The sequence below is a fragment of the Sphingomonas sp. AOB5 genome (genome assembly GCF_029433115.1).
GTDB lineage: Bacteria > Pseudomonadota > Alphaproteobacteria > Sphingomonadales > Sphingomonadaceae > Sphingomonas.
In genome coordinates, this window is record NZ_JARNTV010000013.1 from 1 (window position 1) to 26,000 (window position 26,000).

Sequence of the window (26,000 nt, forward strand, 5' to 3'; positions counted from 1 at the left end):
CTCGCCCAGCCGCCCGCCCAGCGCTTCGGACGCCAGCCGCAGATCGGTGCCATAGGCCGCGACGGTGTTCGCCGCCGCGCCCGCCTCAGCCGTCATCATCTCCAGAAAGCGCTCGATCAGCGCTTTGTCTTCAATCGAACTCAAGCCCGCGTGATCGCCTCGATGGCGATCATCCGCGCATAATCGGGCATCCCCGCCGCGCGGAACGCCGCGACGACATGGAACAGGGCTTCGGGCGTCACCGCCGCCCAGCTGCGCGACTGCATGCCGACCGCCGCCAGCAATGCCACCGTGCCCGGATCGCCAGCCTGCGCCGCACGATCGATCGCGCGCGTCCAGCTGTTCACGCCGCCCACCTGAACCTCCAGCGCCTGCGCATAACGACGCACATCGCTTTCGGACATCTTGCCGAGGCCGGCCAGCGCCGCCAGCGCAAGCTGCGAGTGCCGCCGGCTTGCCGATCCGCGATAGGAATCGAAATCGGCCGAACGCATCACCGCCGCCGCCGGATCGGCCAGTTCGAGCAGCATCCAGCCATAGCCGCCCTTCGCCACCACGCCGCGCCAGTTGAGCGACGGCTCGACGAGCCCCGCGCTCAGCATCGATGCGACCAGCTGGTCGGCATCTTCCGCCAGTTCGGCGTTGGCCGGAATCTTGGTTGCAGCGCGCGCGGTCAGGATCAGCCGCGCATAGCGTTCGCGCTGCGATTCAGGGCCGTTCCACAGCGTCTTCAGCGCCGCGATGCGTGCCGCCGCGTCAGCACCGGTATAGGCCGTGCGCAGATCGCGTGCCGCCGCGACCGAAGCGCTCGACGCTTCTTCCTCGGCTTCGATCTCGGAATAGAGCGAGACCAGCCCGGCATTGGAGAAGACGCCCTGCGCCGCCGCCAGCTCGGCCGAGCGCAGCCGCGCCTGAGCCGACAGGGTCGGCGCCAATGCCTGCCAGTAACGGACCTGCGGACCGACCGTGGCATAGAGCCGGTCTGGCACCGCCTCGCCGGTCGCCGTCGCCAGTCCCCAGCGCCACGAATTGAGCTGCGTCACCGCATCCCATTCGATCGTCACCGCGCTGCGGCCGCCCGCACCGGCCACCTTCTCGCCCAGCAGATTGTCGATGCTGCCCTGATCGGTGCCGCCACGCGCCCGCGACAAAAGCTGCTGCGCCTTGCTCGGCTGACCGCCCAGCCCTGCGCACCATGCCTGCGCCATCTTCCATCCGCGCTCGGGCAGCATCTCCGCCGCCGTATCGGCAATCGGGCACACCATGCCCGGATCGGCCGAGGCCAGCGAGGATTGCAGTGCGATGCGGTACAGCATCGGCGTGTAATTCTCGGTGTCGACTTCCTGGATCACCGCACGCGCAGCGTTCGATTCGCCCATGCGCAGCAACAGCCAAGCACGCTCGGCAGCATAGTCCGCGCCGTTCACACCCTGCGGCGTATCGATCGGCGATTGCAGCGCACGGCGCAGCGCGATCGAGATCCAGCGCGACGCGACCGGCGCGTCCAGCCGGTGCATCAGGATCATCAGCGCCTTGCCGTCGGTCCGGCCGAACGCGTTCGCGGGAAACGGCTGGTTGCCCGACGCGACCACGCCCACCCGGTCGAGCGTGCGCTTGGCATAATCGGGCATTTCGTAACGCGAGAGATCGACCGGCGCGGCCGGCCCCTCGGCGGCGGTGCTGTTACCCGCGGGCGCATCGCCGGGAACCGATTCGGTCGTGGTCGTCGTCGCAGCCGGACGCGGCGCGCTGTCCGCCGGACGGGTCGGCGGCGGCGCGGGTGCAGGCGCAGGATTGTCGAATCCCGGCGGCAGCAGCGATTCGGGCGTGTCCTGCGCAACCGCCGGCATCAGCGCGGTGATCGCCGCGCAGCCCAGCAGCCCGGAGAGAATCGCGATCCTAGTTGGCGAGGTTTTCAAGCGGGACCACCTTCTCGACGCGCGTGGGTTCCTTGGTCGAATCGCGGCCCGCAAGCAGGAACAGGCCTGCGATCAGCACGACCAGCACCACGATCAGCACGACTATCGAACGGGGCATGGGAAAACTCTTGTGGCCACAATGAAGACTATGCGCGTGGCCTTTTGCCCGAGCGGGACCCTCGCTGTATAGCCCCCCAGGAGATGTTACAAATGCGTCACAACCAGCCCCATTGGTGCGGCAAGCCGATCGTGCTCGTCGGGCTGATGGGCGCGGGCAAGACGACGGTCGGCCGGCGGCTGGCGCAACGGCTCAATCTGCCCTTCGTCGATGCCGATGCGGAGATCGAGTCCGCGGCCGGCATGACCATCTCCGACATCTTCGATCGCTATGGCGAAGCCTATTTCCGCGACGGTGAGCGCCGCGTGATCGGCCGGCTGGTCGACGGCACGGCCAAGGTGATCGCCACCGGCGGCGGCGCCTTCATCCAGGAACAGACCCGCGAGCTGATCCTCGAACATGCCATCGCCGTCTGGCTCGATGCCGAGCCTTCGGTGCTGGCCGACCGCGTCCGCCGCCGCGACACCCGCCCGCTGCTGCGCGGCCGCGATCCCGAGGAAGCGCTGATCGAGCTGGCGGCGGTCCGCAATCCTTTCTACGCGATGGCTCCGATCCGCGTGCAGAGCGTCACCGCCCCGCACGATTCCACCGTCAACGCCATTTTGAAGGCCATGGAAGCGTGACATTTTCTGAGGTCGCGCCTGCCGCGCGCGTGGTGAAGGTCGCGCTCGGCGCGCGCAGCTACGATATCCATATCGAGGCGGGCCTGCTTGCCCATGCGGGCGACTATCTCGCCCCCCTCTCGCGCGGACGCAGAATGGTGATCGTCACCGATCAGAATGTCCTGCCGCACGCAGCAACGCTTCAGGGATCGCTGACCCGTGCCGGCGTGCTGGGTAAGGTGATCGTCCTGCCGCCGGGCGAAGGCACCAAGAGCTGGGCGCAGCTCGAATCTCTGACCGACCAGTTGCTCGAACTCGGTGTCGAGCGCGGCGATCACGTCATCGCGCTGGGCGGCGGCGTGATCGGCGATCTGGTCGGCTTCGCCACCTCGATCCTCAAGCGCGGTTGCGGCTTCGTCCAGATCCCCACCACCCTGTTGGCTCAGGTCGACAGCTCGGTCGGCGGCAAGACCGCGATCAATTCCAGCGCGGGCAAGAACCTCGTCGGCGCCTTCCATCAGCCCGCGATGGTGCTGATCGATCCGTCGGTGCTCGACACGCTGCCGATCCGCGAACAGCGCGCCGGCTATGCCGAGGTCGTGAAATACGGCCTGATCGACGATTTCGCATTCTTCGAATGGTGCGAAGCCAACGGCCCCGCCTTGCTCGCAGGTGACGCGCAAGCCCGCGCCCACGCCATCGCCCATTCGGTCGCCGCCAAGGCGCGCATCGTCGCGGAGGACGAGCGCGAAACCACCGGCAAGCGCGCACTGCTCAATCTGGGCCACACCTTCGGCCACGCACTCGAAGCCGAGACCGGCTTCTCCGACAAGCTGCTCCATGGTGAGGGCGTCGCGGCTGGCATGGCGCTGGCCTTCGCCTATTCGGCGCGGCTCGGGCTGTGCCCCGGACAGGATGCCGAACGCGTCGCCGCGCATCTTCGCGCGGTGAGCCTGCCCGATGGCCTCGCCGCCGCCGACATCACTGCCAGCGGCGCCACGCTGGTCGAGCATATGCTCCACGACAAGAAGATGGACGCTGGCACCCTGCCCTTCCTCCTCGCGCGCGGCATCGGTCAGACCTTCCTCGACAAGTCGGTCGACCTCACGGACGTAGCGGCGTTCCTCGACGCCCAGGCCGACTGAAGCCTTTCGCCCGTAGTTCAATCCGCGCGATCTCCCCTGCACTGAATAGCGTTTCCCATCCGCATGAACCCTTCGGGTCCGTGCGCGTTGTCGCATCCAAACAGGGAAACGGCATTGATCACGTCCAGGGGGATTGCCTCGGAACAATTCGCGTCGATGGGCGAACTCGGCCGTCTGACGGCCGCGCTCGACGACACATCGCCTTTGGGGCCGGTTTCGGGCTGGTCGCCGGCGCTCGTCAGCGCGGTGCGCCTGATGCTCCCGTCGCGCGCGGAAATCGTGATGTTCTGGGGTCCCGAATTCTGCGCTCTCTACAATCAGCAATATGCGCCCACGATCGGGGACAAGCACCCCGCCGCGCTCGGCCAGCCAGCAAGCATCTGGTGGGGTGAATTGTGGGACGATCTCGGCCCCCTGCTCCAGGGTGTCCGTGAAAGCGGTGAGACCTATTGGGCCAAGGATCGCCCCTTCTACATCGAGCGCGCCGGTGACCGCGGCGAAACCGTCTATTTCGACATCAGCTATTCGCCGGTCTTCGAAGAGGACGGCGCGGTCGGCGGTGTGCTGTGCATCGTCAGCGAAACCACGGCGCGCGTCATCGCCGAACGCGAAGCGCTGGCCGACCGCAACCGCCTGTGGAACCTGGCCCGAGATCCCTTCATGATCGCCGACCAGAAGGGCACCTGGCTTCACGCCAGCCCGGCCTGGACCAATATTCTCGGCTGGGAGATCGACGAGCTCACCGGGCGTACCTCCGAATGGATCGAGCACCCCGACGATCGTGAGCGGACACGCGAGGAAGTGGCGCAGATCGCCGGCGGCGAAACCACGCTCCGGTTCGAGAACCGCTTCCGCGCGAAAGACGGCAGCTATCGCTGGTTCAGCTGGACCGCGGTGCCCGAATCCGACCTGATGTACTGCGTCGCGCGAGACATCACCGCCGAGCGTGAAGCCGCCGAAGCGCTGCGCACCGCCGAGGAAGCGCTGCGCCAGTCGCAGAAGATGGAGACGGTCGGCCAGCTTACCGGCGGGGTCGCGCATGATTTCAACAATCTGCTTCAGGTCGTCACCGGCAATCTCGATATCCTGCTGCGAAACCTGCCCGAGGATGAGCCACGCCTCGCCCGCGCCGCCCGCGCCGCGCTGACAGGCGCCGAGCGCGCCGCGGTCCTGACCCAGCGCCTGCTCGCCTTCGCCCGGCGTCAGCCACTGGCGCCGTCGCGGATCGATCCCAACCGCCTGATCTCGGGCATGTCCGATCTGCTCGCACGCACCCTGGGCGAGACGGTCGAGATCGAGACTGTCCAGTCCGCGCGCGTCTGGCCGATCGAGGTCGATGCCAATCAGCTCGAGAATGCGATCATCAATCTGGCGGTCAATGCCCGCGATGCGATGCCCAAGGGCGGCAAGCTCACGATCGAGACGGCCAATACCCATCTCGACAAGCATTACACCGAGCGCGACGTCGAAGTCGTGCCGGGCCAATATGTCGTGATCAGCGTATCCGACACCGGCGGCGGCATGGACGAAGCCACGCTCGCGCATGCTTTCGAGCCGTTCTTCACCACCAAGGAGGTCGGTCGCGGTACCGGCCTTGGTCTGTCGATGGTCTATGGCTTCATCAAGCAATCGGGCGGCCATGTGCAGCTCTATTCAGAACCCGGCCACGGCACGACGGTGAAGATCTACCTTCCCCGCCACCACGGACCGGCCGGCGAAGAACCCGCCCCTGAACCCGAAGTCGAGGCCCCACGCGGTCTCCATGGCGAGACGATCCTGGTGTGCGAGGATGACGAGAGCGTCCGTGCCTTCTCCGCCGAAGTGCTGCGCGAACTGGGCTACACCGTCGTCGAAGCCGCCAACGGCCCCGATGCCCTCGCCGCACTCGATTCCACGGACAAGGTCGACCTGCTCTTCACCGACGTCGTTCTCCCGCAGGGCATGACCGGCGCCCAGCTCGCGGCAGAGGCGCAGGAACGGCGGCCCGGCCTGCGCGTCCTCTACACAACCGGCTATGCCCGCAACGCGATCGTCCATCACGGCCGGCTGGACCCGGGCGTCGAGCTGTTGCCCAAGCCCTTCACCTATGCCGATCTCGCGGCACGCGTGCGCGAGTTGCTCGATCGCTAGGTCAGTTGCGGTTCATCGCCGCTCGGCATAGCAGGGCGCCATGCGTCATTTCCTTGCTTCGCTCGCCGCGCTCCTCTTCGCGCTCCCCGCCGCCGCTCAGGTCGCCCCGATCCTCACCACGCCCGAGGCGAAGGACGTCTGGACCCGCGCCCGGCCGGAAATCGCCCGCGTCACCCATGTCGATCTGAACCTGCGCGCCGATTTCGCTGCAAAGACCATGTCGGGCCGCGCGACGCTCACCATCCTTGCGGCCAAGGGTGCGAAGGAGATCGTGCTCGATACCGACGATCTCGACATCGCCTCGATTACCGACGATCGCGGCCGCCCGCTCCAGTACAGCGTCGGCGCAGACGATCCCGAACTCGGCGCACCGCTCACAATCCAGCTGAACGGCCGCAAGCGCATCACCATCCGCTACAGCAGCAAGCCCGGCGCCGGCGCGCTCCAGTGGCTCAGCCCGGAGCAGACCGCGGGCAAGACCCAGCCCTATCTCTTCAGCCAGGGTCAGGCGATCTACAACCGCAGCTGGATCCCGACGCAGGACAGCCCCGGTATCCGCCAGACCTGGTCGGCGACGATTACCGTCCCCGGCAATCTCGTCGCGGTGATGAGCGCCGCGCGCGTCAACGGCGGCAAGGCCAAGGCCGCGCCGAACGGCGAGCACAGCTTCTCGTTCAAGATGGACAAGCCCGTCCCGCCCTATCTGATCGCGCTCGCAGTCGGCGACCTCAAATACAAGGCGCTCGGCCCCCGCAGCGGCGTGTGGACCGAAGCCCCGATGCTCGAGGCCGCTGCGACCGAATTCGCCGATATCGAGAAGATGATCGACGCGGCCGAAGCGCTCTACGGCCCCTATCGCTGGGGCCGCTACGACATGCTCGTCCTGCCCCCGGCCTTCCCGTACGGCGGCATGGAAAACCCGATGCTGACCTTCCTGACGCCAACCCTGCTGACCGGCGACCGTTCGAACACCGATGTGGTGGCGCACGAGCTGGCGCATAGCTGGTCGGGCAATCTGGTCACCAACGCCACCTGGTCGGATTCGTGGCTCAACGAAGGCTTCACCACCTATTTCGAGAACCGCATCATGGAGGCGCTCTACGGCCCCGAGCGCGCCGCGATGTACACCGATCTCGACTGGGACGGCCTGCAGCGCGACATCGGCCTCGCCGGTGGCCCCGAAGCGCCTGCCACGCGCCTGCACGGCAATCCCGGCGAAACCTATGGCCAGCTCGATTACTTCAAGGGCTCGACGTTCCTGCGCACGATCGAGCGCACCGTCGGCCGCGCGAAGTTCGACGCGTATCTGCGCTCCTATTTCGACCGCCACGCCTTCCAGCCGCAGACGACCGCGGGCTTCCTCGCCGATATCCGCGCCAATCTGATCAAGGGCGACAAGGCGCTGGAAGATGCGCTTCAGCTCGATCGCTGGGCCTATGGGCCGGGCCTGCCCGCCAATGCCGTCCGCGTCACCAGCACCACGCTGGCCGCAGTCGATGCGAAGCTCGTCGCGTTCAACGCCGGCGGCCCGGCCAGCGCGATCCAGCCGACCGGCTGGAGCACGCAGGAATGGCAGCGTTTCCTGAACGGCCTGCCCCGCCAGCTTCCCGCCGCGCGCCTGAAGGAGTTGGACGAGACGCTCGGCCTGTCGGTGTCGGGCAACGCCTATATCCGCTCGGCCTGGCTCGATCTGGCGATCTCCAATCGCTACGAACCCGCGCTGCCCTCGCTGCGCCAGTTCGTCCACAGCGTCGGCCGTGGCCTGCTGATCCGCCCGCTCTACACCCGGCTGATGCAGCAGGGCGACTGGGGCACGGCGATCGCGCGCGAACTCTTCGCCTCGGCACGCGCCGGCTATCATCCCGGCACGGCCGCCGGGATCGAGCGAATCGTCAATCCGAACTGATCCGCAGGAAACCGCGCGGGATCACGGTTCCACCGGGATCCCGTCGGGTACGGCCCCCGATCCGCAAGACGAATGCGTTTGTCGTCGATTGTGAAAAGCTGAACGCAGAACAGAAGATCGCCGCCGGTCGGAAACCCGGGCCGCGATCAATTCACGGCTTCTTCGGGAAAGTACCGCTCCAGCAGATGCCGATCGGCATCGCCAGATAGGGGTGGCGGTTCTCGTGCGGCAGGCCGTCGCCTGTGCTTCCCACCATCTGGAGAAAGATCGCATTGCCCGAATAATCCGGCTTCTTCCACGCCCCCACTACGTTTCCGGTGGGGAGAACGCATCCGCTAATCCAGTCGCCCGTGGCGGGCGTGGTGTGCATGTTCGCGAATGTCTGCGCGACCTTTGCCTTCGCCATGTGGTTGTGCGGCGGCATCTGATCAATCGACAATGCCACCGTCGCCTGGCCAAACGCCTGTCCGGCGTCATATTCGTCGCCGTCCGTCGATGTGCCCCAGCTTGCCAGCGTCGCGCCCTGAAGATTGGGTACCGCGAAACTCTGGCCGGACGTGCCACCATAAAGGTTGCCGATCACCGCACCCAGCGCGTTGTACGTGCCGTTGAACGGATAGGTCTTGCCGTCGCAGGGCAGCCAGCCCTTCGGCACGAATCCGAAGGTGAAGGCGCGGATTTCCCCGACATAATAGTTCATTTCCGTTACCCTCCCCTCGCCGGATAGAGGCCCGTGTTCGAGATGATGTAGCTGATCGCCACGCTGGGCATGCAATTCTCATGGGCCTGGCCGCCGCCGGCCATTCCGATCGTTCCCCAATCCAGCAACGCGTCCTTCGGTTCGGTTGCCGTCGATGGAAGATAAAGGCCATTGGCGGACGCGGCGGGAAGGCTCATTGGCGTTTTGTCCGTCGCCGGTAACGTGGTCGCGAATGCCGGATGCGAGTGGCTCGGCATCTGCGAGGGCCGCAGGAATACGTCGCTCAAGCCCCCATTCTCGCCCAATGCTCGCGGCGACAATGGGCCGTCCGCCGGCAGGTCCGCGCTGGCGCCCACGATCGTGCGTCCGCGCAGATCGGGCAGCGCGAAATTGTTCATCCCGTCGCCACCATAGGTGACGCCGATCAGGTTGAACAAAACCTCATAGTCGTTGATCTGCAGGAGCGATCCGTCGCACAGCAACCAGCCCTCCGGGGCGTAATTGCCGCCGAACGGCCGGATCTCCCCGACATAAGTTGCGCTCATCGATCCTCTCCCCCGCTTTGCATCAGTCCCTCGTGGGGAAAACGCCGGTCACGGCGATGCAATAGATCATCACCAGATAGGGCTGCATATTCTCGTGCGGCGCATTGCCCCCCGCCACGCCGACGGTGTCGCCCGCCAGCGTGACGTTGTTGGCGCCCTGGTCCATCTGCGCATACAGGTTGCCCACGGCGTCCGCCGGGGTCGCCAGCCGGCCGGCCGAAGGATTGGGCGACCCAGCCGGGTTTGCGGTCGCAAGCCAGGCATGGGCATGCCCTCCCATCTGGCCCTTGGTGAGAGTCACGCTTTCGAGGCCGCCCTTGTCGCCCGGATTGATCGTACCACCGCCCTGCGTCGGCTGGGCCGGGGTCATCGTCGATCCGATCAGCGAGCGCGCGCGCAGGTCCGGCAGCGCGAAAGTGGTCCGTCCGTCGCCGCCATAGGTGGTGCCGATCAGCGAGAAGAGCGCCTTGTAGTCGCTGATCTTGAGCACACGCCCGTTGGCGGCCATCCAGCCCTTCGGCACGATGCCAGCCGAAAATGCGCGAATCTCGCCGAGATATGTCTCTGACATCGTGTACGGCCCCCCGGTCCGCGAAACGATCGATATAGTTCATCGAACATGAAGCTGTTCTTCCGGAATTTGAAGACCCTGAAGCGCGTTCCGGTCAAAAATCTTCAGGACCGGACCGGAATATATCCCTCGGTGCAGATGCAGATCGTCATCGCCAGAAAGGGCTGCCGGTTCTCATGGGATCCGAATCCGCCCGTATTCTCGATCATACCCTCGGCCATGATCCCCGCCTGATTGCTGGGAAAGGGCGGCCTCAACCATACCGGCGCAACCGTACCGGTGGCCGTGACGCAGCCGGACAGATAGTCTCCGTCTTGCGGATAGGCATGCATATTGGTTCCCGACTGGGGAAGCTTCCCCATCGCCTGATGGCCATGGACGGGCATCTGCCCTTCCGTCAGTTGCACGCTGGTGGTGCCGACAAAGGTACCGGCCGGATAGAGTGACGCGGTGTCCGCCGCAAAGCAGCCGATCAGCGTCGTGCCCTGCAGGTTGGGAACCGCGAAATTCTTTCCGGCCGTGCCGCCATAGATGTTTTCGATGACCGAATAGAGTCCCGGATATTGTCTTACCGGATAGAGCGATCCATCGCAGGCCAGCCAGTCATAAGGGATGAAGTTCAAGGCGAAGGCGCGAATTTCCCCGATATAGGCGTCCATCTTTCTCTCCTGTGGCCTTAGAGCTTCGGGAATTTGCCGTTCATCGCGATAATGTAGCTGATGGCGAGGCTGGGCATCCGGTTCTCGTGCGGCGCGCCCAACCCAACCTGCATGATCGTCTCCCGGTCGAGCGGGGCGTCGACCGGATTGGGGGCGCCGCCGGAAAGGTAGAAGGTGTTGCCGGTCTGCGAAGCGCCCGGATAGCATTGGAGAGGGACAGAGGAACTGCCGGGGGAGCCGCTGGCGCGGACCGCGTGCGTGTGGATCGGCATCGTTGCAGTGGTCAGGCGAACATGTTCCTCGCCACCCCTGGCGCCCAGAGCCCGCGGCGTGAGACCCGGGGCGGGGTCCCCGTCGATGATCGCCCCGACGACCGTGATGCCGCGAAGATCGGGCAGCCCGAAATTATTATTTCCGTCTCCGCCATAGGTCCTGCCGAGCATCGCGAAGAGCGAAGGAAATTGACGAATGCTCATGAGCGAGCCGTCGCACAGATGCCAGCTCACCGGCGCAAAATTGCCTGCAAAGGGACGGATCTCGCCAAGAAACCAATCGCTCATGGAAATGCTCCAGGGACAGGGGTTGGTACCGTCAGCTGATGCTGGCTCATTTGGAGGGTAACTTCCCTGCACGCAGATGCAGTAGCTCATCGCGAGATAGGGCTGCATGTTGTCGTGGGGCATGCCGTTGCCGGTATTGCCCAGGGTCGCGGCGGCAAGCGTCACCGGAGACAGATCGCTGGTGTAGAGTGGGCCGGCAGCCGTGCCCACCTCGCAGAACCGGTTGTTCCTGGGGTTCGGCGCATTGGCCACCCCGACTTCGCAAAACCAGTTGTGACGGTGCGCCGGGATCTGATCGACCATCAGCATCACCGTCTCCACCCCGCCTTTTGCGCCGATGGACAAGGATTGCCCGCCGGCGGTCGGCTGGTCCTCGTTCATGGTGCGGCCCATTATCGAACGGCTGCGCAGATCGGGAAGGGCGAACTGGGGGTAGTTGCCGCCGTATAAATTGCCGAGCAGTGTGTAGAGCGCGTTGTTCTCGTTCGCTTTCAGCAGGCGGCCGTCGCACGGCAGCCAGTTCTGGGGGATCCGGCTGTAAGGAAAAAGGCGAATCTCGCCAATATATGCAGCTAACACTGGCCCGCCTCCCCCATTCTGTCCTGCCCGTCTCACGGGCGGCAGATATTGCGGAAGTGTAATGAGCGTGCGGCGTCGCCGAACAGATGAAACCCGTTCCGATTCGGCGTGATTTCGGGACCAAGGGCCCGCAGGCCTTCATCAGTATCCAATTATTTCAGATACTTGCCCGCGATCCACTCGAGAGAAAGGGGTCTCTCAAGTTATCCAGAATGGGGCAGAAACGCATGCCACACCGACAGCGCAGCCCGATCTCAAGCTAGGCATACCCGGCGATGATGGGGGTCGCCTCGAACCGAGGCGAAGGGGAATGGTGGAGCCGAGGGGGATCGAACCCCTGACCTCTGCAATGCCATTGCAGCGCTCTCCCAGCTGAGCTACGGCCCCAAGCCCCGGCTGGTATCCCCGGGGAGGCGTGGCCATTAGAAGGCCATTGCGGGGATGGCAAGCGGGTTTCTTGCCCCGCTTGCCGATCATCCCGTTTTAGTTGTCGTCGTCGTTGCCGCCGGTCTCGACGCCCAGGTCGTCGTCACCGCCCAGATCGACGTCATCGTCCGGCGACGGCTCTTCGTCGTCAGCCTCGACAATGTCCAGATCCTCGTCGCCCAGATCCGAATCCGCGGTGGCAACCTTGTCCGGATCGGCCTTGACCTGTTCGAACGGCAGCGGCTGCTTCGACTTCAGGATCGGCTCCGGCTCCCATGCATAGCCGCAGCTGATGCAGGTGACCGGTTCGTCCTTGGTCAGATCGTAGAAACGCGTTCCGCACTTCGGGCACCCACGCTTGGTACCCCATTCGGCCTTCACCATGTGATGCCTCTTGCCTTTCAAAATGACTGGATTTCGGGTGTTGACCCGGAAAGTGGGGGGCGCCTTGCCATAGCGCAAGGCGGCTGTCAAAGCCGCCCGCAATGTCGCATGCAGCCCCCTCCCCCATGAGCATTTCCCCGCGCGGACCATTGCGCGGCACCCTCACCGTTCCCGGTGACAAGTCGATCAGCCATCGCAGCCTGATGTTCTCGGCGCTGGCGGTGGGCGAAAGCCGGATCGAAGGCCTGCTCGAAGGTGAGGACGTGCTGGCCACCGCCGCAGCGATGCGGGCGATGGGCGCCACCGTCGAGCGCGGCGCCGACGATATCTGGCGCGTCCACGGCGTCGGTGTCGGCGGCCTGCTCCAGCCCGCACAGGCGCTGGAGATGGGCAATTCGGGCACCTCCACCCGCCTGCTGATGGGCCTGGTCGCCAGCCACGCGATCACCGCCACCTTCACCGGCGATGCTTCGCTGTCCTCGCGCCCGATGAACCGGGTGATCGATCCGCTGTCGAAGATGGGCGCGGAGTTCACCGCCAGCCCCGGTGGCCGCCTGCCGCTGATGGTGCGCGGTCTCTGCCCTGCAGTACCGATCGAATATACGCTGCCTGTCGCTTCGGCGCAGGTGAAGTCGGCGGTCTTGCTCGCGGGCCTCAACACGCCGGGCATCACCCGCGTGATCGAACCGGTGCCCACGCGCGACCATAGCGAGCGCATGCTGCGCGGGTTCGGCGCCGAGCTGACGGTCGAGGACAGCCCGGCAGGCAAGATCATATCGATCACCGGCGAGGCCGAACTGAAGCCACAGCATATCGTGGTGCCGGGCGATCCCTCGTCCGCCGGCTTCTGGATGGTCGCCGCGTCGATCGTGCCGGACTCGGACGTGACCATCGCCAATGTCTGCCTGAACCCCACCCGTGCTGGCCTGGTCACCGCGCTGAAACTGATGGGCGCCGACATTACCGAGCTGAACCCGCGCGAAGTCGGCGGCGAATCGGTCGCGGACCTGCGCGTCCGCCACGCCCCGCTCAGCGCGATCGAGGTCCCGCCCGAACTCGCGCCCAGCATGATCGACGAATATCCGATCCTGTTCGTCGCCGCTGCTTGTGCCGAGGGCCGCACCCTCGCCCGCGGCGCGCACGAGCTGCGCGTCAAGGAATCGGACCGGATCGCGGTGATGGCCGAAGCACTGACCGCCATCGGCGTGGCCGTGGAGGAGTTTGAGGACGGCCTCGCCATCCAGGGTTCGGGCGGCGATCCCCTGCCCGGCGGCGCTCAAGTCGCCTCGAAACTCGATCACCGTATCGCGATGAGCATGGCCGTGGCTGGACTTGTCGCCCGCGCGCCCGTCAGCATCGACGATGTGGCGCCGGTCGCCACCAGCTATCCAAATTTCTTCGCAACCCTTGACGCGCTTACCGAGTAGTCCACTCATGGCATCCATGATCATCGCAGTCGACGGACCGGCAGCTTCGGGCAAGGGCACCATCGCCCGGGCACTCTCACGGCATTACAGCCTGCCGCATCTCGATACCGGGCTGCTTTATCGCGCCGTCGCGGCCGCGGTGCTGAAGGACGAGTTCGATCCGGCGAACGAGACCGATGCCGTCTCGGCCTGCAGCTTCGACGATTACACGCTGGACGATCCCTGGCTGAAGAGCGAGGAGGTCGGCAAGGCGGCGTCGATCGTCTCGGCCCACCCGCTGGTCCGCGCCGCCCTGCTGCTCCGCCAGAAGAAGTTCGCGCACCAAGCCGGCGGCGCCGTGCTCGACGGGCGCGACATCGGCACGGTGATCGCGCCGGACGCCGACGTGAAGCTCTACGTCAAGGCAACCCCGATGATCCGCGCCCAGCGCCGTCATATGGAGCTGCGCAAACAGGGCATCCTCACCAGCCTCGACAAGGTGCTGAACGACATCCGCGCCCGCGACGAGCGCGACGCCAAGCGCGCCAACTCGCCGATGGTGCCCGCCGACGATGCGGCGATGCTCGACACCAGCTTCCTATCGATCGACGCCGCGGTTCAGCGCGCGGTGGCGCTGGTCGAGGCACGGATGGCGGCCAAGGCATCCGCGGCCGCCGACTGAGCTTCCCTGTGATGCGTACCCTGATCCTCGCCGCGATGATGTTGTTCGGGCTGGCCGCGGCCATGCCCGCCGATCAGAACCGCCCGATCCCCGGCATGATGCGGGTGCGGATCGTCACCTCCGAAGGCGCGATCGTGGTCGCGCTCGACGCAAAGCGCGCGCCGAAGACCACCGCCAATTTCCTCGCCTATGTCGATGACGGCCGCTTCGAAGGCACCAATTTCTACCGCGCCTCGCGCCGCAAGGGCGCGCCGGGACAGGGCTTCATTCAGGGCGGGATCGGCAGCGAGGTACGCCGCATGCTCGGCCCGGTGCCACTCGAGCCGACCAATATCACCGGCATCCGCCACACCGATGGCGTGATCTCGATGGCGCGCGGGGCGAATCCCAATTCCGCCAACGGCAATTTCTCGATCATGTCCGGCCCCTCGCCCAGCCTCGACGCCAAGCCCGGCAATCCCGGCTATGCCGCGTTCGGCCGGGTGCTGTCGGGCATGGACGTGGTGAAGCGCATCCTCGCCAAGCCTTCGAGCGGCGGTTACGGCGCGATGACCGGCCAGATGATCGACCGCCCGGTCACGATCCTGCGCGTCGAGCGCCTCGACGGCGTAGCCCGCCCGACCGTCTCGTTCCGGCCCTGGGAACTGCCGAAACGGAAGCGATAGCGGCATGTCCCGGTACGCGGTCGCCAGATGGCATGCCCTGGCATTCCTGATCGGCATGCCGGCCTATTGTCTCATCGCCGGCGCGTTGCTGGCGGAAACGCGGCCGCTGCTGTTCTTCCTCGGCTTCTTCGCGCTGGCCGCCGCTTTCGCCTTCTCGCCGGGCGCAAGGTGCCCCGATTGCCGCCAGTCGATGTTCACGCGCGTCTATAGTGAGAAGAGAATCTCCAGCAGCTTCTGGCCAGGCCGAGCCTGCGCGCGCTGCGGACGCGACTTCACCCGCAACTAGAATTCAGTCCTGCTGCGTGCAGTTGACCACGCTTTCCTTCGGCGATCCCTCGGCAGTCCCACGCGGCGCCTGGATCAACAGCGCGCCATCGCCCTTGGTCCACCAGGTCAGGCTCTTGTCCGGCGCCAGGCCGCCTTCGGACCTGTATTTGCTGCCCGAAGCCGCAGTCACGCCCGGCAGCGTCACCGTCTTGCCGCCCACCGTGATCTGCACGCCGCCATCGTCGTCGTACAGTGCCAGCACGACCGTGCCGTCCTCGCATTTGTAGCGATCGGCGTCGGCAGCGGCCGCATTGGCGTCGTCGTCCGCCGCTTCGTTCTCGATTCCCGATGCCAGTGCATCCTGATCGTTCTCGAACGCGGCCTCGACCACCGATTCGTTCGGCTGGGCAGTCTGATTGGTGGGTTCCGCGGGCTTTCCGCAGCCGGCGAGGCACATCAGGGCGAGACCGATCGGAACGATACGCATATGCTTCTCCGGCTAAGGCGCGGATATTCGGCCGGACCGGCACGGATGACAAGTCCGACTCTCCTTGCCACAAGGCCCCTCACAGGTTATGTGCGCGCCCGTCCGGCGAGCGTCATGTTCGCGGAGGAAGGCGCGGGGCTTTGCCCATCGCGCCCTTTTCGCATTTTCCAGTGCGTCAGCTTCCTCCGCTTTCCTGTCGCCCGATGGATACCGCGAACGGCATGGGGCCGCCGCGGTGTTTCGGCCTTAAAGACCACCGGATTCAACCGGTTGGCCGGAAAAACGAACTTAGGAACGATCCTCTTATGGCCTCATCGGCAAACCCGACCCGCGACGATTTCGCGGCTCTCCTCGAACAGACCCTTGGCAGCGCAGACGGCTTTGAAGGCCGCGTTGTCGTCGGCACCGTCACCGGCATCGAAAACGATCTCGCCGTCATCGACGTCGGCCTGAAGTCGGAAGGCCGCGTGCCGCTTCGCGAATTCGCGATGCCCGGCCAGAAGGCTGACCTGAAGGTTGGCGACGAAGTGCAGGTCTATGTCGACCGCGTCGAGAACGCCAATGGCGAAGCGATGCTCAGCCGCGACCGCGCCCGCCGCGAAGCCGCCTGGGACACGCTGGAAACCGAGTTCGCCAAGACCGCACGCGTCACCGGCGTGATCTTCGGCCGCGTCAAGGGCGGCTTCACCGTCGACCTGAACGGCGCCGTCGCCTTCCTGCCCGGCTCGCAGGTCGATATCCGCCCGGTCCGCGACGTGACCCCGCTGATGGACATCGAGCAGCCCTTCCAGATCCTGAAGATGGACCGCAAGCGCGGTAACATCGTCGTCTCGCGCCGCGCCGTTCTCGAAGAGACCCGCGCCGAGCAGCGTTCGGGCCTGATCCAGTCGCTGGCCGAGGGTCAGGTGATCGACGGCGTCGTCAAGAACATCACCGATTACGGTGCGTTCGTTGATCTGGGCGGCATCGACGGCCTGCTGCACGTCACCGACCTCAGCTACAAGCGCGTCCAGCATCCGTCGGAGATGCTGAACATCGGCGACACGGTGAAGGTGCAGATCATCCGCATCAACCGCGACACCCAGCGCATCTCGCTCGGCATGAAGCAGCTCGAGAGCGATCCGTGGGAAGGCGCATCGACCAAGTATCCGCTCGGCGCGAAGCTTTCGGGCCGCGTCACGAACATCACCGAATACGGTGCGTTCGTCGAGCTGGAAGCCGGCATCGAAGGTCTGGTCCACGTCTCGGAAATGAGCTGGACCAAGAAGAACGTCCATCCGGGCAAGATCGTCTCGACCTCGCAGGAAGTCGAAGTCGTGGTGCTCGAGGTCGACGAGGAAAAGCGTCGCATCTCGCTCGGCCTCAAGCAGGCCCAGAACAATCCGTGGGAAGCCTTTGCCGAGGCGCACCCGGTCGGCAGCGAAGTCGAGGGCGAAGTCAAGAACGCCACCGAATTCGGCCTGTTCATCGGTCTGGACGGCGATGTGGACGGCATGGTCCACATGTCGGACATCGCATGGGGCATTTCGGGCGAAGACGCTCTGAACCTGCACCGCAAGGGCGAGATGGTGAAGGCCATCGTCCTGGCGATCGAGCCGGACAAGGAGCGTATCTCGCTCGGCATGAAGCAGCTTGAGCGCGGTGGCCCGTCGGCCGCTGTCGTGGCTGCTGGCGGCGACAAGCTGAACAAGAACGCGATCATCACCGTGACCGTTCTCGAAGTCCGCGACGCGGGCCTCGAAGTTCAGGCTGGCGACGATGGCGCGACCGGCTTCATCAAGCGCACCGATCTCGGCCGCGACCGCGACGAGCAGCGTCCGGAGCGTTTCCAGGTCGGCCAGAAGTTCGACGCGATGGTCACCGGCTTCGATCGTTCGAAGAAGCCGACCTTCTCGGTCAAGGCGATGCAGATCGCCGAAGAGAAGCAGGCCGTTCAGCAGTATGGCTCGTCCGATTCGGGCGCGTCGCTGGGCGACATTCTCGGCGAAGCGCTCAAGGCTCGCAGCGAGAAGAACTGACCCGGTTTGGGGGAGCGGCGCCGCGCCGCTCCCCTTTTCCGTGTTTTTCCATACAATTTTCCATGAATCTGCCCATCTTCGGGTTGATGCATGTTGCGTAAGGGCGCTACGGTCCTCCCGTTCATGTTGCAGCGCCGCGGCGGTTCCGCAGACCCACGGCGCCAAAGGGAGGGTGCGGATGATCCGTTCGGAACTCGTGCAGGCGCTGGTCTCGGAAAACCCCGGCCTGTCGATCCGTGAGGTCGAAAAGATCGTGTCGGTCTTTTTCGACGAGATCAGCGACCGTTTGTCGCAGGATGGCCGCGTCGAACTGCGCGGCTTCGGCGCTTTCTCCACCCGCGCCCGCGACGCCCGCACCGGCCGCAACCCGCGCACCGGCGAAACCGTAGACGTCGACGCCAAGCGCGTCCCCTATTTCAAACCCGGCAAGGAAATGCGCGCACGCTTAAATGTCTAAGCGCAGCGTGATGCTTCCGTGCGCTTGCGGAAGCAGGCGGACGTGGCGGAACCGGTAGACGCCGGAGACTTAAAATCTTCTGCCCCTCGGGGCGTGCGGGTTCGAGTCCCGCCGTCCGCACCATTTTTGTTCTGAAGGGCCTCGCATAAGCCCGGGCGCGCGCTCGCGCTTGCGGACCCTGCGGGTCCGGGTTTTCCGTTGGACTTCAAGCCGGATCATGCTCCTCGAATCCTGGCTGCAGCGCGCGCGACAGTTCGCGCATCCGTCCGTAATCAGCCTCCAGATAGCCATCCTCGACGAAGAAGGCGCCATCGCGGAACGAGGCTTCGATCACTTCCATCATCGCCGCCAGATTCTCGAACTCGACCAGATGGTCCGGTTCACCGGCCAGGAAGCCCAGCACCGCGCCGAAATCCGGGGATGACCGGTCACAGATCACGACATAGAAATCGCCGCCGCCGCTCGCGAACACCGGGAACCAGCCGCGCTGCCATTCCTCGTCGTCCGCGATCGACGCATAGGTCTCCGCCGCGCCCGCAAAGCTCAGCCAATAATAGCCGGGGAAGAACAGCACCTCGTCGATCGTCGCATCGTCCGGCCCCTCCAGCCCGTCCGAACAGGCATAGAGCGCCGCGAGATAGGGTGGCAGATCGAGGCCGAACGCGGCAAAGGCCTGCTCGATGCTTGCCTGCGCCACCCCATCCTGCCGCGCCGTCGCGACCCCCCTGCCCAGCCGCTCCAGCGCCGAAAATATCCCGTCTACCGATACGCGTACGCCGTCCATCACTGCGCCTCCCCGAAACAGGAGATGGACTTAGAACAAGATAGTGCGAGGTGGAATCACCTCCGTCCCCGTTCGTTTCGAGCGAAGTCGAGAAACCGCTCCGTGCCTCATCCATGTTTCTCGACTTCGCTCGAAACGAACGGCTCAAGGTAAGGTCATCGGGCGCTGGCGCGAACCATGAACGCCGTCCATCGGGGTTGGCAGCGCATCGCCGGGGCCATACACCGGCCCTGCGCCACCAACCGGAATCCCGCATGATCCGCCGCTTCATCCCCCTTATCCTCGCGCTCGCGCTGGCGGCGTGCGAAGGCGGGCGCGTGGCGGATGCGCCGATCGTGGTGAGTGCGATCGGCAGCGAAGCGGGGATCGCCGATCCGGATACCGGCCCGCTGGAAATGCCCGACCGGCTGCTGATGGCCGCAACCGCGCAGGGACTGGTCCAGTTCGATGGCGCCGGCCAGATCGAGCCGGGCCTGGCCGAGCGCTGGACCGTCGCAGATGATGGCCGCAGCTATATCTTCCGGCTGAAGGATGCGGTGTGGGCCAATGGCCAGCCGGTCACCGCCGAACAGGTCATCCGCATCCTGCGCCGCGCGACCCAGCCGGGCAGCCGCAATCCGCTCGCGCCCTTCCTCGTGGTGATCGACGAGATCGTCGAAATGACGCCGCAGGTGATCGAGGTGCGGCTCAGCAATCCACGCCCGGACCTGCTCAAACTGTTCGCCCAGCCCGAGCTGGCGATCTTCCGTACCGGCCCCGCCATCGGCACCGGCCCGCTTGCCGCCGAACGACAGGGCGACGCGCTGCTGCTCGGCCCCGCCACCGATCCGGCGCATGTCGCGGTGGACACCGATGCCGCGCCGCGCCGCATCCAGCATATCGTGTTGCGCGGCGAGCGCGCCGCGGTCGCGGTCGGCCGGTTCCGCGCGGGCAAGGTCGATGCGATCATCGGCGGCACCTTTGCCGACTGGCCGATCCTGCAGGTCATCGCCCCGCCACAGGAGCGGGTGAAGATCGATCCCGCGCTCGGCCTGTTCGGCCTCGCCATCGTCTCGCGCGAAGGCTTCCTCGCCGATCCCGCCAATCGCGGCGCGCTGGCCATGGCGATCGATCGCGCCGCGCTGACCCAGGCCTTCCACCCCGACTGGCAGCCGGTCGAGACCCTGCTGCCGCTCCAGCTCGATTCCGCCGCCGCCCCTGCCCAGCCGCTCTGGGTCGGCCGTCCGGCGGCCGAACGCGGTGCCGCGGCGCGGCGTCAGGTCGAAACGTGGCGGATCGCGCATCCCGGCAAGATCCGCCTGCGCATCGCCCTCCCCCCCGGCCCGGGATCGACCCTGCTCTGGGCAAAGCTCGCCCAGGCGATGCTCGACATCAACATCGTCCCCCGCCGCGTGGGGCTGGACGAGGATGCCGATATCCGCCTTATCGACGCAGTGGCGCCCTATGACAGCGGCCGCTGGTTCCTCGTCACTGCCTGCCGCCTGTGCTCACCTGAGGCGATGGCGGCGATCGAGGCGGCGCGCGAAGCACCCGATCTGGCCAGCCGCGCCCAGCGCATCGCGGAGGCCGACATCGCCCTCAGCGCCGACGTCGCGTATATCCCTATCGCCCAGCCCTTTCGTTGGGCTATCGTAACGGCGCGCCTCAATGGCTGGCAGGGGAACACACGGGCGTGGCACCCGTTGAACCACCTGCGCAACGAAAGCGAGTAAGGCTATGGCCAAGACCACGCGAATGGCATCGGCACCGATCGGCAAGGGGATATTGGGCAAGGAAGCGTCCGCCGTCCGCCAGCGGGTCGAGGCGATGGAAAAGCTGATGGAGGGGATGCTCCACATCCCAGGCACCAACCAGAAGGTCGGGCTGGACGTGATCCTCAGCATCCTGCCGTTCGGCGGCACCACCCTCGCCGCGGTGATGGGTGCCTATATGGTCTGGGAAGCGCGCAACCTGAACATGTCGAAGTCCGCGGTGATGCGGATGCTCGGCAATGTCGGGTTCGATTGGCTGCTGGGGCTCGTGCCGTTCGTCGGCGTGATCCCCGATTTCTTCTTCCGCTCGAACTCGCGCAACCTGCGCATCATCCGCCGCCACCTCGACAAGCACCACCCGGCAACCGCGACGATCAATCAGTGAGATTATCCTCCCCCGCCAGGGGGAGGTGTCAGCGCAGCTGACGGAGGGGGAGGATTCCAGAACGGAGGTTGGGGAGTCCTCCCCCTCCGTCGCCTCCGGCGCCACCTCCCCCTTGCGGGGGAGGATTTGAGCTAGCGCCCCCCGCGCCAGATCTTCAGCTGCGTCCCGTCGGGCGCGCCCCCGCTGCCCGTGCGGCAGGTACGCCAGCGATAGCGCGTGTCGAGGCACAGCCACAATTCGTCGAGCCAGCCCTGCCGTGTCACCGTCACGCGGATCGCGCTTTCGGGCAGGCCGGGATTCACAGCGACCAGCTGCTTCTTGAACTGTCCCACGGTCAGCGGACGTCGGGAAAGCGCCATCATGTCCGGATAGCGCAGCGTCCCGTACAGCTGCCGCGCCTGCCGGAAATAACCGTCCACGGTCACGTCCATGCAGGTGCCGTGCTTGGCCCATTCGTGCTGGATCAGCTGCGCGTCCGGCGTCGCACACATCGTCTCGCGCACCACCTTGGGCGGCACGATGCTGGCACTGTCGCAATATTGCGGCCATTCGCGGCCCGCTCCATCGGGCCACAGCCCATGCAGGGTAAAGCCGAACCGGTTGCCGCTGGCGCATTGGAAGCGATTGTCCGGATCCTGCCGGTTCGCGCGGCAATAACCGGGGCTCCAGGTCAGCGCGAGCGTGTAGGACGCGATCGGCACCACCCGCCGCGGCTCGCGCTCGCTCAGCAGGTCCGGCCGCGGCACCGGTGGCGTACCCGGCGCGCGGCACATCAGCGCCTGCGCCGAAGCGATGCCAGGGGTCAGCGCGATCAGCATCGCGGCCAGACGGGCGGTCAGATGCTTTCTCATATCGCGGCGAAATCCAGTCCGACGTCCGCCGCCGGGGCGGACTGGGTCAGGCGGCCGACGCTGACATAGGTCACGCCGCTCTCGGCAATCGCGCGGATCGTATCGAGCCGCACCCCGCCCGAAGCCTCGGTCGGCACCCGCCCGCCAACCAGCGCGACGGCCTCACGCAACGTGTCCGGCCCCATATTGTCGAGCAGCAGATGCGTCGCGCCGGCCTCCAGCGCGGGCGCGATCTGGTCGATCCGGTCGACCTCCACGATGATGCTGGCGATCCCCGCATCTACCGCACGGCGCACCGCTTCGCCGACCGATCCGGCGACCGCGACATGATTGTCCTTGATCATCGCCGCATCCCACAGGCCCATGCGATGATTGGTCGCCCCGCCCATCCGCGTCGCATACTTCTCCAACACGCGCAGCCCGGGCAGCGTCTTGCGCGTATCCAGCAGGGTCGCGCCGCTCCCCGCAATCGCGTCGACATAGCTCCGCGTCATCGTCGCGATGCCCGAGAGATGCTGGACGGTGTTCAGCGCCGAACGCTCCGCGGTCAGCATCGCCCGTGCCCGCCCGCGCAGCCGCAACAGGTCGCTCCCCGCCGCCACCCGGTCGCCATCCTCCGCCAGCCGCTCGATCTCCACCTGCGGATCCAGCGTGCGGAAAAAGGCCTCGGCGATCGGCAGCCCCGCCACCACGATGGCGTCGCGACTGTCCATCACCCCACGGAACACCGCATCGGCCGGGATCACCGCGGCGGAGGTGATGTCCCCCACCCCGCCCAGATCCTCGGCAAGCGTGGCGGCGACGAAGGCGTCGAGATCGAACCGGTCGAGCGTGAAAGTCATGACCAGCGCCCTAGCCCACGACGTGTCCCCGCGAAAGCGGCAGCAAGCTGTGCTCCGGCGAAGGCCGGAGCGTTGGCAACCACGCATTCCCTTTCCGGCGCTCCGGCCTTCGCCGGAGCACCACAACGCTTCTTGGATGGATCGGCTTGCAATGTTGGATTTCCCCTGCTCCTCACGCGCCAATGATTATACTCGCAGTCCCTCGCGCGGACGCGCGCGGGCAGGCGGGCGCATACGCACGCGATGCCAGTGCGACATTTGTGACCTTTGGCGGAAATCCGCCGTTTTTGGCCCCTCCCGCCGGCGCGAATCCCGCGCTAGGCTGAGTACAGACAAAGATCGGGAGTTCCCCATGCGCCTCATCGCCGCCGCCCTGCTCGCCACTGCCGCGTTCGCGACCGCGTCCGCGCCGCTCCGCTCGGAACAGGCGGCGACCAATCCAGCCGAGACCGCCTTTGCGGCGCTGGCCAAGAAATATATCGACGGCCTCGCCCGTCTCTCGCCCACCTATGCGACGGTACTGGGCAACCACGCCTATGACGGCAATTTGCCCGACATCACCGAGGCCGGGCGCAAACAGGCCGCAGCGTTCGACCGCGCACTGCTCGCCGAACTCGGCCGGATCGATCGCAAGAAGCTCAGCCCGGACAGTCAGGTCGATGCCGCGCTGCTTGAGAACGCCCTGAAATATGATCTCTGGCAACTCGAGGAGCTTCAGAATTGGGCATGGGACGCGCAGATCTACAACGATATCGCCGGCGGCTCGCTCTACGGCCTCGCCGCGCGCGACTTCGCGCCGTGGAGTGAGCGTCTGAAATCGGCCACGTCGCGGATGGAAAAGCTCCCCGCCTTGCTCGCCGACACCCGCAAGCAGCTCGTGCCCACCCGCGTGCCTCTGGTCTTCGCCCAGACCGTCTCGCGCCAGAATGGCGGCATCGTCGAGATCGCCGAGTCGATGCTTGCCCCGCACAAGGGCGATCTGAACGCCGCCGATCAGGCGCGCTTCGACAAGGCGCTTGCAGGCCTGAAGGTCGCCGTCGCCGAGCATCAGAAATGGATCGACGAGGTGCTGGTGCCGAATGCCAAGGGCGAGTTCCGCCTCGGTGCCGAACGCTATGACCAGAAGATGCGCTTCGCCCTGCTTTCGAACATGACCCGCACCGAGCTGAAGGCCAAGGCCGAACAGGCGGCGAAGGATATCCGCGTCGAGATGTACGGTCTCGCGAAGCAGGTGCTGGCGGGCAAGCCCGGCGCGCCCGAACTGCCCGACAATCCCACCGCCGATCAGCAGCAAAAGGCGATCGAGGCCGCGCTCGAGCTCAGCTACGCCCAGCGCCCGCCGCGCACCGAGCTGATGGACAAGGCCAAGGCCACGCTGGCCGAAGCTACGGCCTTCGTCCGCGAAAAACAGCTGATGACCGTGCCGGATACGCCGGTGAAGATCATCACCATGCCCAAGTTCCAGCAGGGCTTCGCCGTCGCCTATTGCGACAGCCCCGGCGCGCTGGAGCGCAATCTCGACACCTTCTACGCCATCTCGCCCATCCCCGACGAATGGACCGACGAGCAGGCCACCTCGTTCCTGCGCGAATATAACAACTACATGATCCACGACCTGAGCATCCACGAAGCGATGCCGGGCCATTATCTCCAGATCGCGCATTCGAACGGCAATCCGTCGGTGTTGCGCGCGGTGCTGGGATCGGGATCGTTCGTCGAAGGCTGGGCGGTCTATGCCGAAAGCCTGATGGCCGACGCCAATTATCTGGACGGCGATCCGCTGTTCAAGATGACGGTGCTGAAGATGCGCCTGCGCTCGGTCACCAACACGCTGCTCGATATCGGCATCCAGACCGAGGGCATGACCCGCGAACAGGCGATGGCGTTGATGACCAAGGGCGCCTTCCAGCAGGAGCGCGAAGCCGCGGGCAAATGGGTTCGCGCCAATCTCAGCTCCACCCAGCTACTCAGCTATTTCACCGGCTATGCCGAACATATCGCGCTGCGCGAGGAAGCGAAGAAGCGGCAGGGCGCCGCGTTCAACCTGAAGGCCTATAACGACGCGGTGCTCAGCCATGGCTCGCCGCCCGCCAAATATGTCCGCGCGCTGATGTTCGGGCTGCCGATCGAGTGAGCGGCACCGAACTGGTCCGCGGGCTTCGCGACTATTGGGAAAGCGCATCGGGGCGCGTCGCTCCCCGGCCGCTGACCAATGCCGATCGCGTGCGGCTCGACGTCCTCGGTCTCGGGCTGGGCCAGACGATGCAGCAACTGATGCTGCAACGGCCGGACTATTCCGCCTTCGAAAGCTGGATTCTCGAAACCGCGGGCACACCCGATCCGCTCGCGGTGGCCCGCTTCCACGCATGGCTCGATGGCCTGCCGCCGCCGGAACCTGTCCGGGCAATGCTCGCCGAAATCGACGACGCCGGGCCCGCGCTGGATGCCGACGAAATGGCGCGCTGGGATCGTGACGGTTATGTGGTCCTGCGCAACGCGGTGACGCCCGAACAGGCCGCGGATGCCGCGGCTTTGGTCTGGCAAATCGCCAATGCCGATCCGGACGATCCATCCAGCTGGTACGCAACCGGCAATGGCAGCATCATGATCGAGCAGTTCCAGCACCCCGCCCAGACGGCGCTGCGCGCCTCGAAACGCATCCACAAGGCCTTTGCCCAACTCCACGGCACTGCGGACCTGTGGTGCCGGGTCGACCGGATGAGCTTCAGCCCGCCCTCGCGCCCCGGCAGCCCGCATGTCGGGCACCGCCTCCACTGGGATTGCAGCCTGGCCCTGCCGGTCACGTTCGAAACGCACGCCATCCTCTATCTCACCGACACGGCGGCGGATCAGGGTGCGCTTGAGGTCGTCCCCGGCTTCCACCGCCGCCTCGAATCCTGGCTCGAAGCGATCGGCGACGCCGACCCGCGCGAACAGGATATCAGCGAAGGCGCGATCACCGTCGCCGCCAATGCCGGCGATCTGGTCATCTGGCGCGAGGAAACGCCCCACGGCGCCAGCCCCAACCACGCCGCCGTGCCGCGGCTGGCGCAATATCTCTATTACTATTCCGCCGACGCCGAGCCGAACCCGGTCTGGCGCTAGTTCTAATCCTCCCCCGGAGGGGGGAGGGGGACCGCGAAGCGGTGGAGGGGTAATCT

Annotated in this window: 26 protein-coding genes, 2 tRNA genes and 1 pseudogene; 15 read left to right on the forward strand and 14 right to left on the reverse strand. The window is 65.9% G+C overall.

Features of this window, described 5'->3' with window-relative positions:
- The 3 genes and pseudogenes from P1X14_RS07960 to P1X14_RS07970 all read right to left on the reverse strand — a co-directional run.
- Nucleotides 1–99 (reverse strand): annotated as a pseudogene (locus P1X14_RS07960) (recombinase XerD); the annotation flags it as partial.
- 41 nt (nucleotides 100–140) lie between these two features.
- Nucleotides 141–1,919 (reverse strand): hypothetical protein, encoded by a 1,779-nt coding sequence (locus tag P1X14_RS07965; RefSeq protein WP_277314801.1) that lies wholly within the window; start codon nucleotides 1,917–1,919, stop codon nucleotides 141–143.
- The gene (locus tag P1X14_RS07970) at nucleotides 1,900–2,037 is read right to left on the reverse strand and encodes a hypothetical protein (protein ID WP_277314802.1); all 138 of its coding nucleotides are present in this window, start codon (nucleotides 2,035–2,037) and stop codon (nucleotides 1,900–1,902) included. The genes P1X14_RS07965 and P1X14_RS07970 overlap by 20 nt, the downstream gene beginning before the upstream one ends.
- A gap of 92 nt (nucleotides 2,038–2,129) precedes the next feature.
- Here P1X14_RS07970 and P1X14_RS07975 point away from each other — a divergent pair, with 92 nt between their 5' ends.
- From P1X14_RS07975 to P1X14_RS07990, 4 genes are all read left to right on the forward strand, one after another.
- Nucleotides 2,130–2,660, forward strand: a complete 531-nt coding sequence (locus tag P1X14_RS07975; protein WP_277314803.1) for a shikimate kinase — start codon at nucleotides 2,130–2,132, stop codon at nucleotides 2,658–2,660.
- Entirely contained in the window at nucleotides 2,657–3,784 is a 1,128-nt protein-coding gene (aroB, locus tag P1X14_RS07980) for a 3-dehydroquinate synthase (protein WP_277314804.1), read from the forward strand. The genes P1X14_RS07975 and aroB overlap by 4 nt, the downstream gene beginning before the upstream one ends.
- 156 nt (nucleotides 3,785–3,940) lie before the next feature.
- Nucleotides 3,941–5,914 (forward strand): PAS domain-containing sensor histidine kinase, encoded by a 1,974-nt coding sequence (locus P1X14_RS07985; RefSeq protein ID WP_277314805.1) that lies wholly within the window; start codon nucleotides 3,941–3,943, stop codon nucleotides 5,912–5,914.
- A gap of 40 nt (nucleotides 5,915–5,954) precedes the next feature.
- Entirely contained in the window at nucleotides 5,955–7,820 is a 1,866-nt protein-coding gene (locus tag P1X14_RS07990; RefSeq protein WP_277314806.1) for a M1 family metallopeptidase, read from the forward strand.
- A 151-nt stretch (nucleotides 7,821–7,971) separates the two neighbouring features.
- Here the strand turns inward: P1X14_RS07990 and P1X14_RS07995 are convergent, their stop codons facing one another.
- From P1X14_RS07995 to P1X14_RS08025, 7 genes are all read right to left on the reverse strand, one after another.
- A complete protein-coding gene (locus P1X14_RS07995; protein WP_277314807.1) occupies nucleotides 7,972–8,520 on the reverse strand; it encodes a tail fiber protein in 549 nt (182 codons plus the stop codon).
- 5 nt (nucleotides 8,521–8,525) lie between these two features.
- Nucleotides 8,526–9,065 (reverse strand): tail fiber protein, encoded by a 540-nt coding sequence (locus P1X14_RS08000; protein WP_277314808.1) that lies wholly within the window; start codon nucleotides 9,063–9,065, stop codon nucleotides 8,526–8,528.
- Between the two features lie 22 nt (nucleotides 9,066–9,087).
- On the reverse strand, nucleotides 9,088–9,636 hold the full coding sequence (locus tag P1X14_RS08005; RefSeq protein WP_277314809.1) for a tail fiber protein: 549 nt from the start codon (nucleotides 9,634–9,636) through the stop codon (nucleotides 9,088–9,090).
- A gap of 104 nt (nucleotides 9,637–9,740) precedes the next feature.
- A complete protein-coding gene (locus P1X14_RS08010; RefSeq protein ID WP_277314810.1) occupies nucleotides 9,741–10,295 on the reverse strand; it encodes a tail fiber protein in 555 nt (184 codons plus the stop codon).
- A 17-nt stretch (nucleotides 10,296–10,312) separates the two neighbouring features.
- On the reverse strand, nucleotides 10,313–11,434 hold the full coding sequence (locus tag P1X14_RS08015; protein ID WP_277314811.1) for a tail fiber protein: 1,122 nt from the start codon (nucleotides 11,432–11,434) through the stop codon (nucleotides 10,313–10,315).
- Nucleotides 11,435–11,745: 311 nt separating this feature from the next.
- Nucleotides 11,746–11,821 (reverse strand) — tRNA-Ala (locus P1X14_RS08020).
- 96 nt (nucleotides 11,822–11,917) lie between these two features.
- A complete protein-coding gene (locus P1X14_RS08025; RefSeq protein ID WP_277314812.1) occupies nucleotides 11,918–12,244 on the reverse strand; it encodes a TIGR02300 family protein in 327 nt (108 codons plus the stop codon).
- Nucleotides 12,245–12,345: 101 nt separating this feature from the next.
- Between P1X14_RS08025 and aroA the strand changes: the two genes are divergently transcribed.
- From aroA to P1X14_RS08045, 4 genes are read left to right on the forward strand one after another with little or no spacing between them, the layout of a single operon-like run.
- The gene (aroA, locus tag P1X14_RS08030; RefSeq protein WP_277314813.1) at nucleotides 12,346–13,671 is read left to right on the forward strand and encodes a 3-phosphoshikimate 1-carboxyvinyltransferase; all 1,326 of its coding nucleotides are present in this window, start codon (nucleotides 12,346–12,348) and stop codon (nucleotides 13,669–13,671) included.
- 16 nt (nucleotides 13,672–13,687) lie between these two features.
- Nucleotides 13,688–14,332, forward strand: a complete 645-nt coding sequence (locus tag P1X14_RS08035) for a d(CMP) kinase (RefSeq protein ID WP_277314814.1) — start codon at nucleotides 13,688–13,690, stop codon at nucleotides 14,330–14,332.
- Nucleotides 14,333–14,343: 11 nt separating this feature from the next.
- Complete coding sequence (locus tag P1X14_RS08040; RefSeq protein ID WP_277314815.1) at nucleotides 14,344–14,997, forward strand: peptidylprolyl isomerase; 654 nt, start codon at nucleotides 14,344–14,346, stop codon at nucleotides 14,995–14,997.
- Nucleotides 14,998–15,001: 4 nt separating this feature from the next.
- Nucleotides 15,002–15,283, forward strand: coding sequence for a hypothetical protein (locus tag P1X14_RS08045; protein ID WP_277314816.1), 282 nt, complete (start codon nucleotides 15,002–15,004; stop codon nucleotides 15,281–15,283).
- A gap of 3 nt (nucleotides 15,284–15,286) precedes the next feature.
- Here P1X14_RS08045 and P1X14_RS08050 read toward each other — a convergent pair whose 3' ends face one another.
- Entirely contained in the window at nucleotides 15,287–15,751 is a 465-nt protein-coding gene (locus P1X14_RS08050; RefSeq protein WP_277314817.1) for an MliC family protein, read from the reverse strand.
- Between the two features lie 305 nt (nucleotides 15,752–16,056).
- Between P1X14_RS08050 and rpsA the strand changes: the two genes are divergently transcribed.
- From rpsA to P1X14_RS08065, 3 genes are all read left to right on the forward strand, one after another.
- Nucleotides 16,057–17,769, forward strand: a complete 1,713-nt coding sequence (gene rpsA / locus P1X14_RS08055; RefSeq protein ID WP_277314818.1) for a 30S ribosomal protein S1 — start codon at nucleotides 16,057–16,059, stop codon at nucleotides 17,767–17,769.
- A gap of 178 nt (nucleotides 17,770–17,947) precedes the next feature.
- A complete protein-coding gene (locus P1X14_RS08060; protein WP_277314819.1) occupies nucleotides 17,948–18,226 on the forward strand; it encodes an integration host factor subunit beta in 279 nt (92 codons plus the stop codon).
- A 36-nt stretch (nucleotides 18,227–18,262) separates the two neighbouring features.
- A tRNA-Leu gene (locus P1X14_RS08065) sits at nucleotides 18,263–18,349 on the forward strand.
- Nucleotides 18,350–18,431: 82 nt separating this feature from the next.
- On the opposite strand, the gene P1X14_RS08070 is transcribed toward P1X14_RS08065, so the two are convergent.
- Complete coding sequence (locus P1X14_RS08070) at nucleotides 18,432–19,010, reverse strand: SMI1/KNR4 family protein (RefSeq protein WP_277314820.1); 579 nt, start codon at nucleotides 19,008–19,010, stop codon at nucleotides 18,432–18,434.
- Nucleotides 19,011–19,264: 254 nt separating this feature from the next.
- Between P1X14_RS08070 and P1X14_RS08075 the strand changes: the two genes are divergently transcribed.
- Complete coding sequence (locus P1X14_RS08075) at nucleotides 19,265–20,722, forward strand: ABC transporter substrate-binding protein (RefSeq protein WP_277314821.1); 1,458 nt, start codon at nucleotides 19,265–19,267, stop codon at nucleotides 20,720–20,722.
- Between the two features lie 22 nt (nucleotides 20,723–20,744).
- Nucleotides 20,745–21,146: a DUF4112 domain-containing protein gene (locus tag P1X14_RS08080; protein WP_277314822.1), complete on the forward strand. Its 402-nt coding sequence runs from the start codon at nucleotides 20,745–20,747 to the stop codon at nucleotides 21,144–21,146.
- A gap of 131 nt (nucleotides 21,147–21,277) precedes the next feature.
- Here P1X14_RS08080 and P1X14_RS08085 read toward each other — a convergent pair whose 3' ends face one another.
- Nucleotides 21,278–21,997: a ribonuclease T gene (locus tag P1X14_RS08085; protein ID WP_277314823.1), complete on the reverse strand. Its 720-nt coding sequence runs from the start codon at nucleotides 21,995–21,997 to the stop codon at nucleotides 21,278–21,280.
- Nucleotides 21,994–22,839, reverse strand: a complete 846-nt coding sequence (gene nadC / locus P1X14_RS08090) for a carboxylating nicotinate-nucleotide diphosphorylase (RefSeq protein WP_277314824.1) — start codon at nucleotides 22,837–22,839, stop codon at nucleotides 21,994–21,996. The genes P1X14_RS08085 and nadC overlap by 4 nt, the downstream gene beginning before the upstream one ends.
- Before the next feature lie 352 nt (nucleotides 22,840–23,191).
- On the opposite strand from nadC, the gene P1X14_RS08095 reads away from it, so the two are divergent.
- The gene (locus tag P1X14_RS08095; protein ID WP_277314825.1) at nucleotides 23,192–24,973 is read left to right on the forward strand and encodes a DUF885 domain-containing protein; all 1,782 of its coding nucleotides are present in this window, start codon (nucleotides 23,192–23,194) and stop codon (nucleotides 24,971–24,973) included.
- On the forward strand, nucleotides 24,970–25,944 hold the full coding sequence (locus tag P1X14_RS08100) for a phytanoyl-CoA dioxygenase family protein (protein ID WP_277314826.1): 975 nt from the start codon (nucleotides 24,970–24,972) through the stop codon (nucleotides 25,942–25,944). Before P1X14_RS08095 ends, P1X14_RS08100 begins: the two co-directional genes overlap by 4 nt.
- Nucleotides 25,945–26,000: the final 56 nt, after the last annotated feature.

What these genes read in the sequence shown, in the direction of transcription:
- P1X14_RS08085 (WP_277314823.1), bottom strand. Translation starts at nt 21,997, where the DNA reads ATGAGAAAGCATCTGACCGCCCGTCTGGCCGCGATGCTGATCGCGCTG.
- nadC (WP_277314824.1), bottom strand. Translation starts at nt 22,839, where the DNA reads ATGACTTTCACGCTCGACCGGTTCGATCTCGACGCCTTCGTCGCCGCC.
- P1X14_RS08080 (WP_277314822.1), top strand. Translation starts at nt 20,745, where the DNA reads ATGGCATCGGCACCGATCGGCAAGGGGATATTGGGCAAGGAAGCGTCC.
- P1X14_RS08095 (WP_277314825.1), top strand. Translation starts at nt 23,192, where the DNA reads ATGCGCCTCATCGCCGCCGCCCTGCTCGCCACTGCCGCGTTCGCGACC.
- P1X14_RS08010 (WP_277314810.1), bottom strand. Translation starts at nt 10,295, where the DNA reads ATGGACGCCTATATCGGGGAAATTCGCGCCTTCGCCTTGAACTTCATC.
- P1X14_RS08075 (WP_277314821.1), top strand. Translation starts at nt 19,265, where the DNA reads ATGATCCGCCGCTTCATCCCCCTTATCCTCGCGCTCGCGCTGGCGGCG.
- P1X14_RS07990 (WP_277314806.1), top strand. Translation starts at nt 5,955, where the DNA reads ATGCGTCATTTCCTTGCTTCGCTCGCCGCGCTCCTCTTCGCGCTCCCC.
- P1X14_RS08050 (WP_277314817.1), bottom strand. Translation starts at nt 15,751, where the DNA reads ATGCGTATCGTTCCGATCGGTCTCGCCCTGATGTGCCTCGCCGGCTGC.
- P1X14_RS08070 (WP_277314820.1), bottom strand. Translation starts at nt 19,010, where the DNA reads ATGGACGGCGTACGCGTATCGGTAGACGGGATATTTTCGGCGCTGGAG.
- P1X14_RS08040 (WP_277314815.1), top strand. Translation starts at nt 14,344, where the DNA reads ATGCGTACCCTGATCCTCGCCGCGATGATGTTGTTCGGGCTGGCCGCG.
- P1X14_RS08000 (WP_277314808.1), bottom strand. Translation starts at nt 9,065, where the DNA reads ATGAGCGCAACTTATGTCGGGGAGATCCGGCCGTTCGGCGGCAATTAC.
- P1X14_RS08005 (WP_277314809.1), bottom strand. Translation starts at nt 9,636, where the DNA reads ATGTCAGAGACATATCTCGGCGAGATTCGCGCATTTTCGGCTGGCATC.
- P1X14_RS08045 (WP_277314816.1), top strand. Translation starts at nt 15,002, where the DNA reads ATGTCCCGGTACGCGGTCGCCAGATGGCATGCCCTGGCATTCCTGATC.
- aroA (WP_277314813.1), top strand. Translation starts at nt 12,346, where the DNA reads ATGTCGCATGCAGCCCCCTCCCCCATGAGCATTTCCCCGCGCGGACCA.
- rpsA (WP_277314818.1), top strand. Translation starts at nt 16,057, where the DNA reads ATGGCCTCATCGGCAAACCCGACCCGCGACGATTTCGCGGCTCTCCTC.
- P1X14_RS08060 (WP_277314819.1), top strand. Translation starts at nt 17,948, where the DNA reads ATGATCCGTTCGGAACTCGTGCAGGCGCTGGTCTCGGAAAACCCCGGC.
- P1X14_RS07995 (WP_277314807.1), bottom strand. Translation starts at nt 8,520, where the DNA reads ATGAACTATTATGTCGGGGAAATCCGCGCCTTCACCTTCGGATTCGTG.
- P1X14_RS07975 (WP_277314803.1), top strand. Translation starts at nt 2,130, where the DNA reads ATGCGTCACAACCAGCCCCATTGGTGCGGCAAGCCGATCGTGCTCGTC.
- P1X14_RS07970 (WP_277314802.1), bottom strand. Translation starts at nt 2,037, where the DNA reads ATGCCCCGTTCGATAGTCGTGCTGATCGTGGTGCTGGTCGTGCTGATC.
- P1X14_RS08025 (WP_277314812.1), bottom strand. Translation starts at nt 12,244, where the DNA reads ATGGTGAAGGCCGAATGGGGTACCAAGCGTGGGTGCCCGAAGTGCGGA.
- P1X14_RS07985 (WP_277314805.1), top strand. Translation starts at nt 3,941, where the DNA reads ATGGGCGAACTCGGCCGTCTGACGGCCGCGCTCGACGACACATCGCCT.
- P1X14_RS08035 (WP_277314814.1), top strand. Translation starts at nt 13,688, where the DNA reads ATGATCATCGCAGTCGACGGACCGGCAGCTTCGGGCAAGGGCACCATC.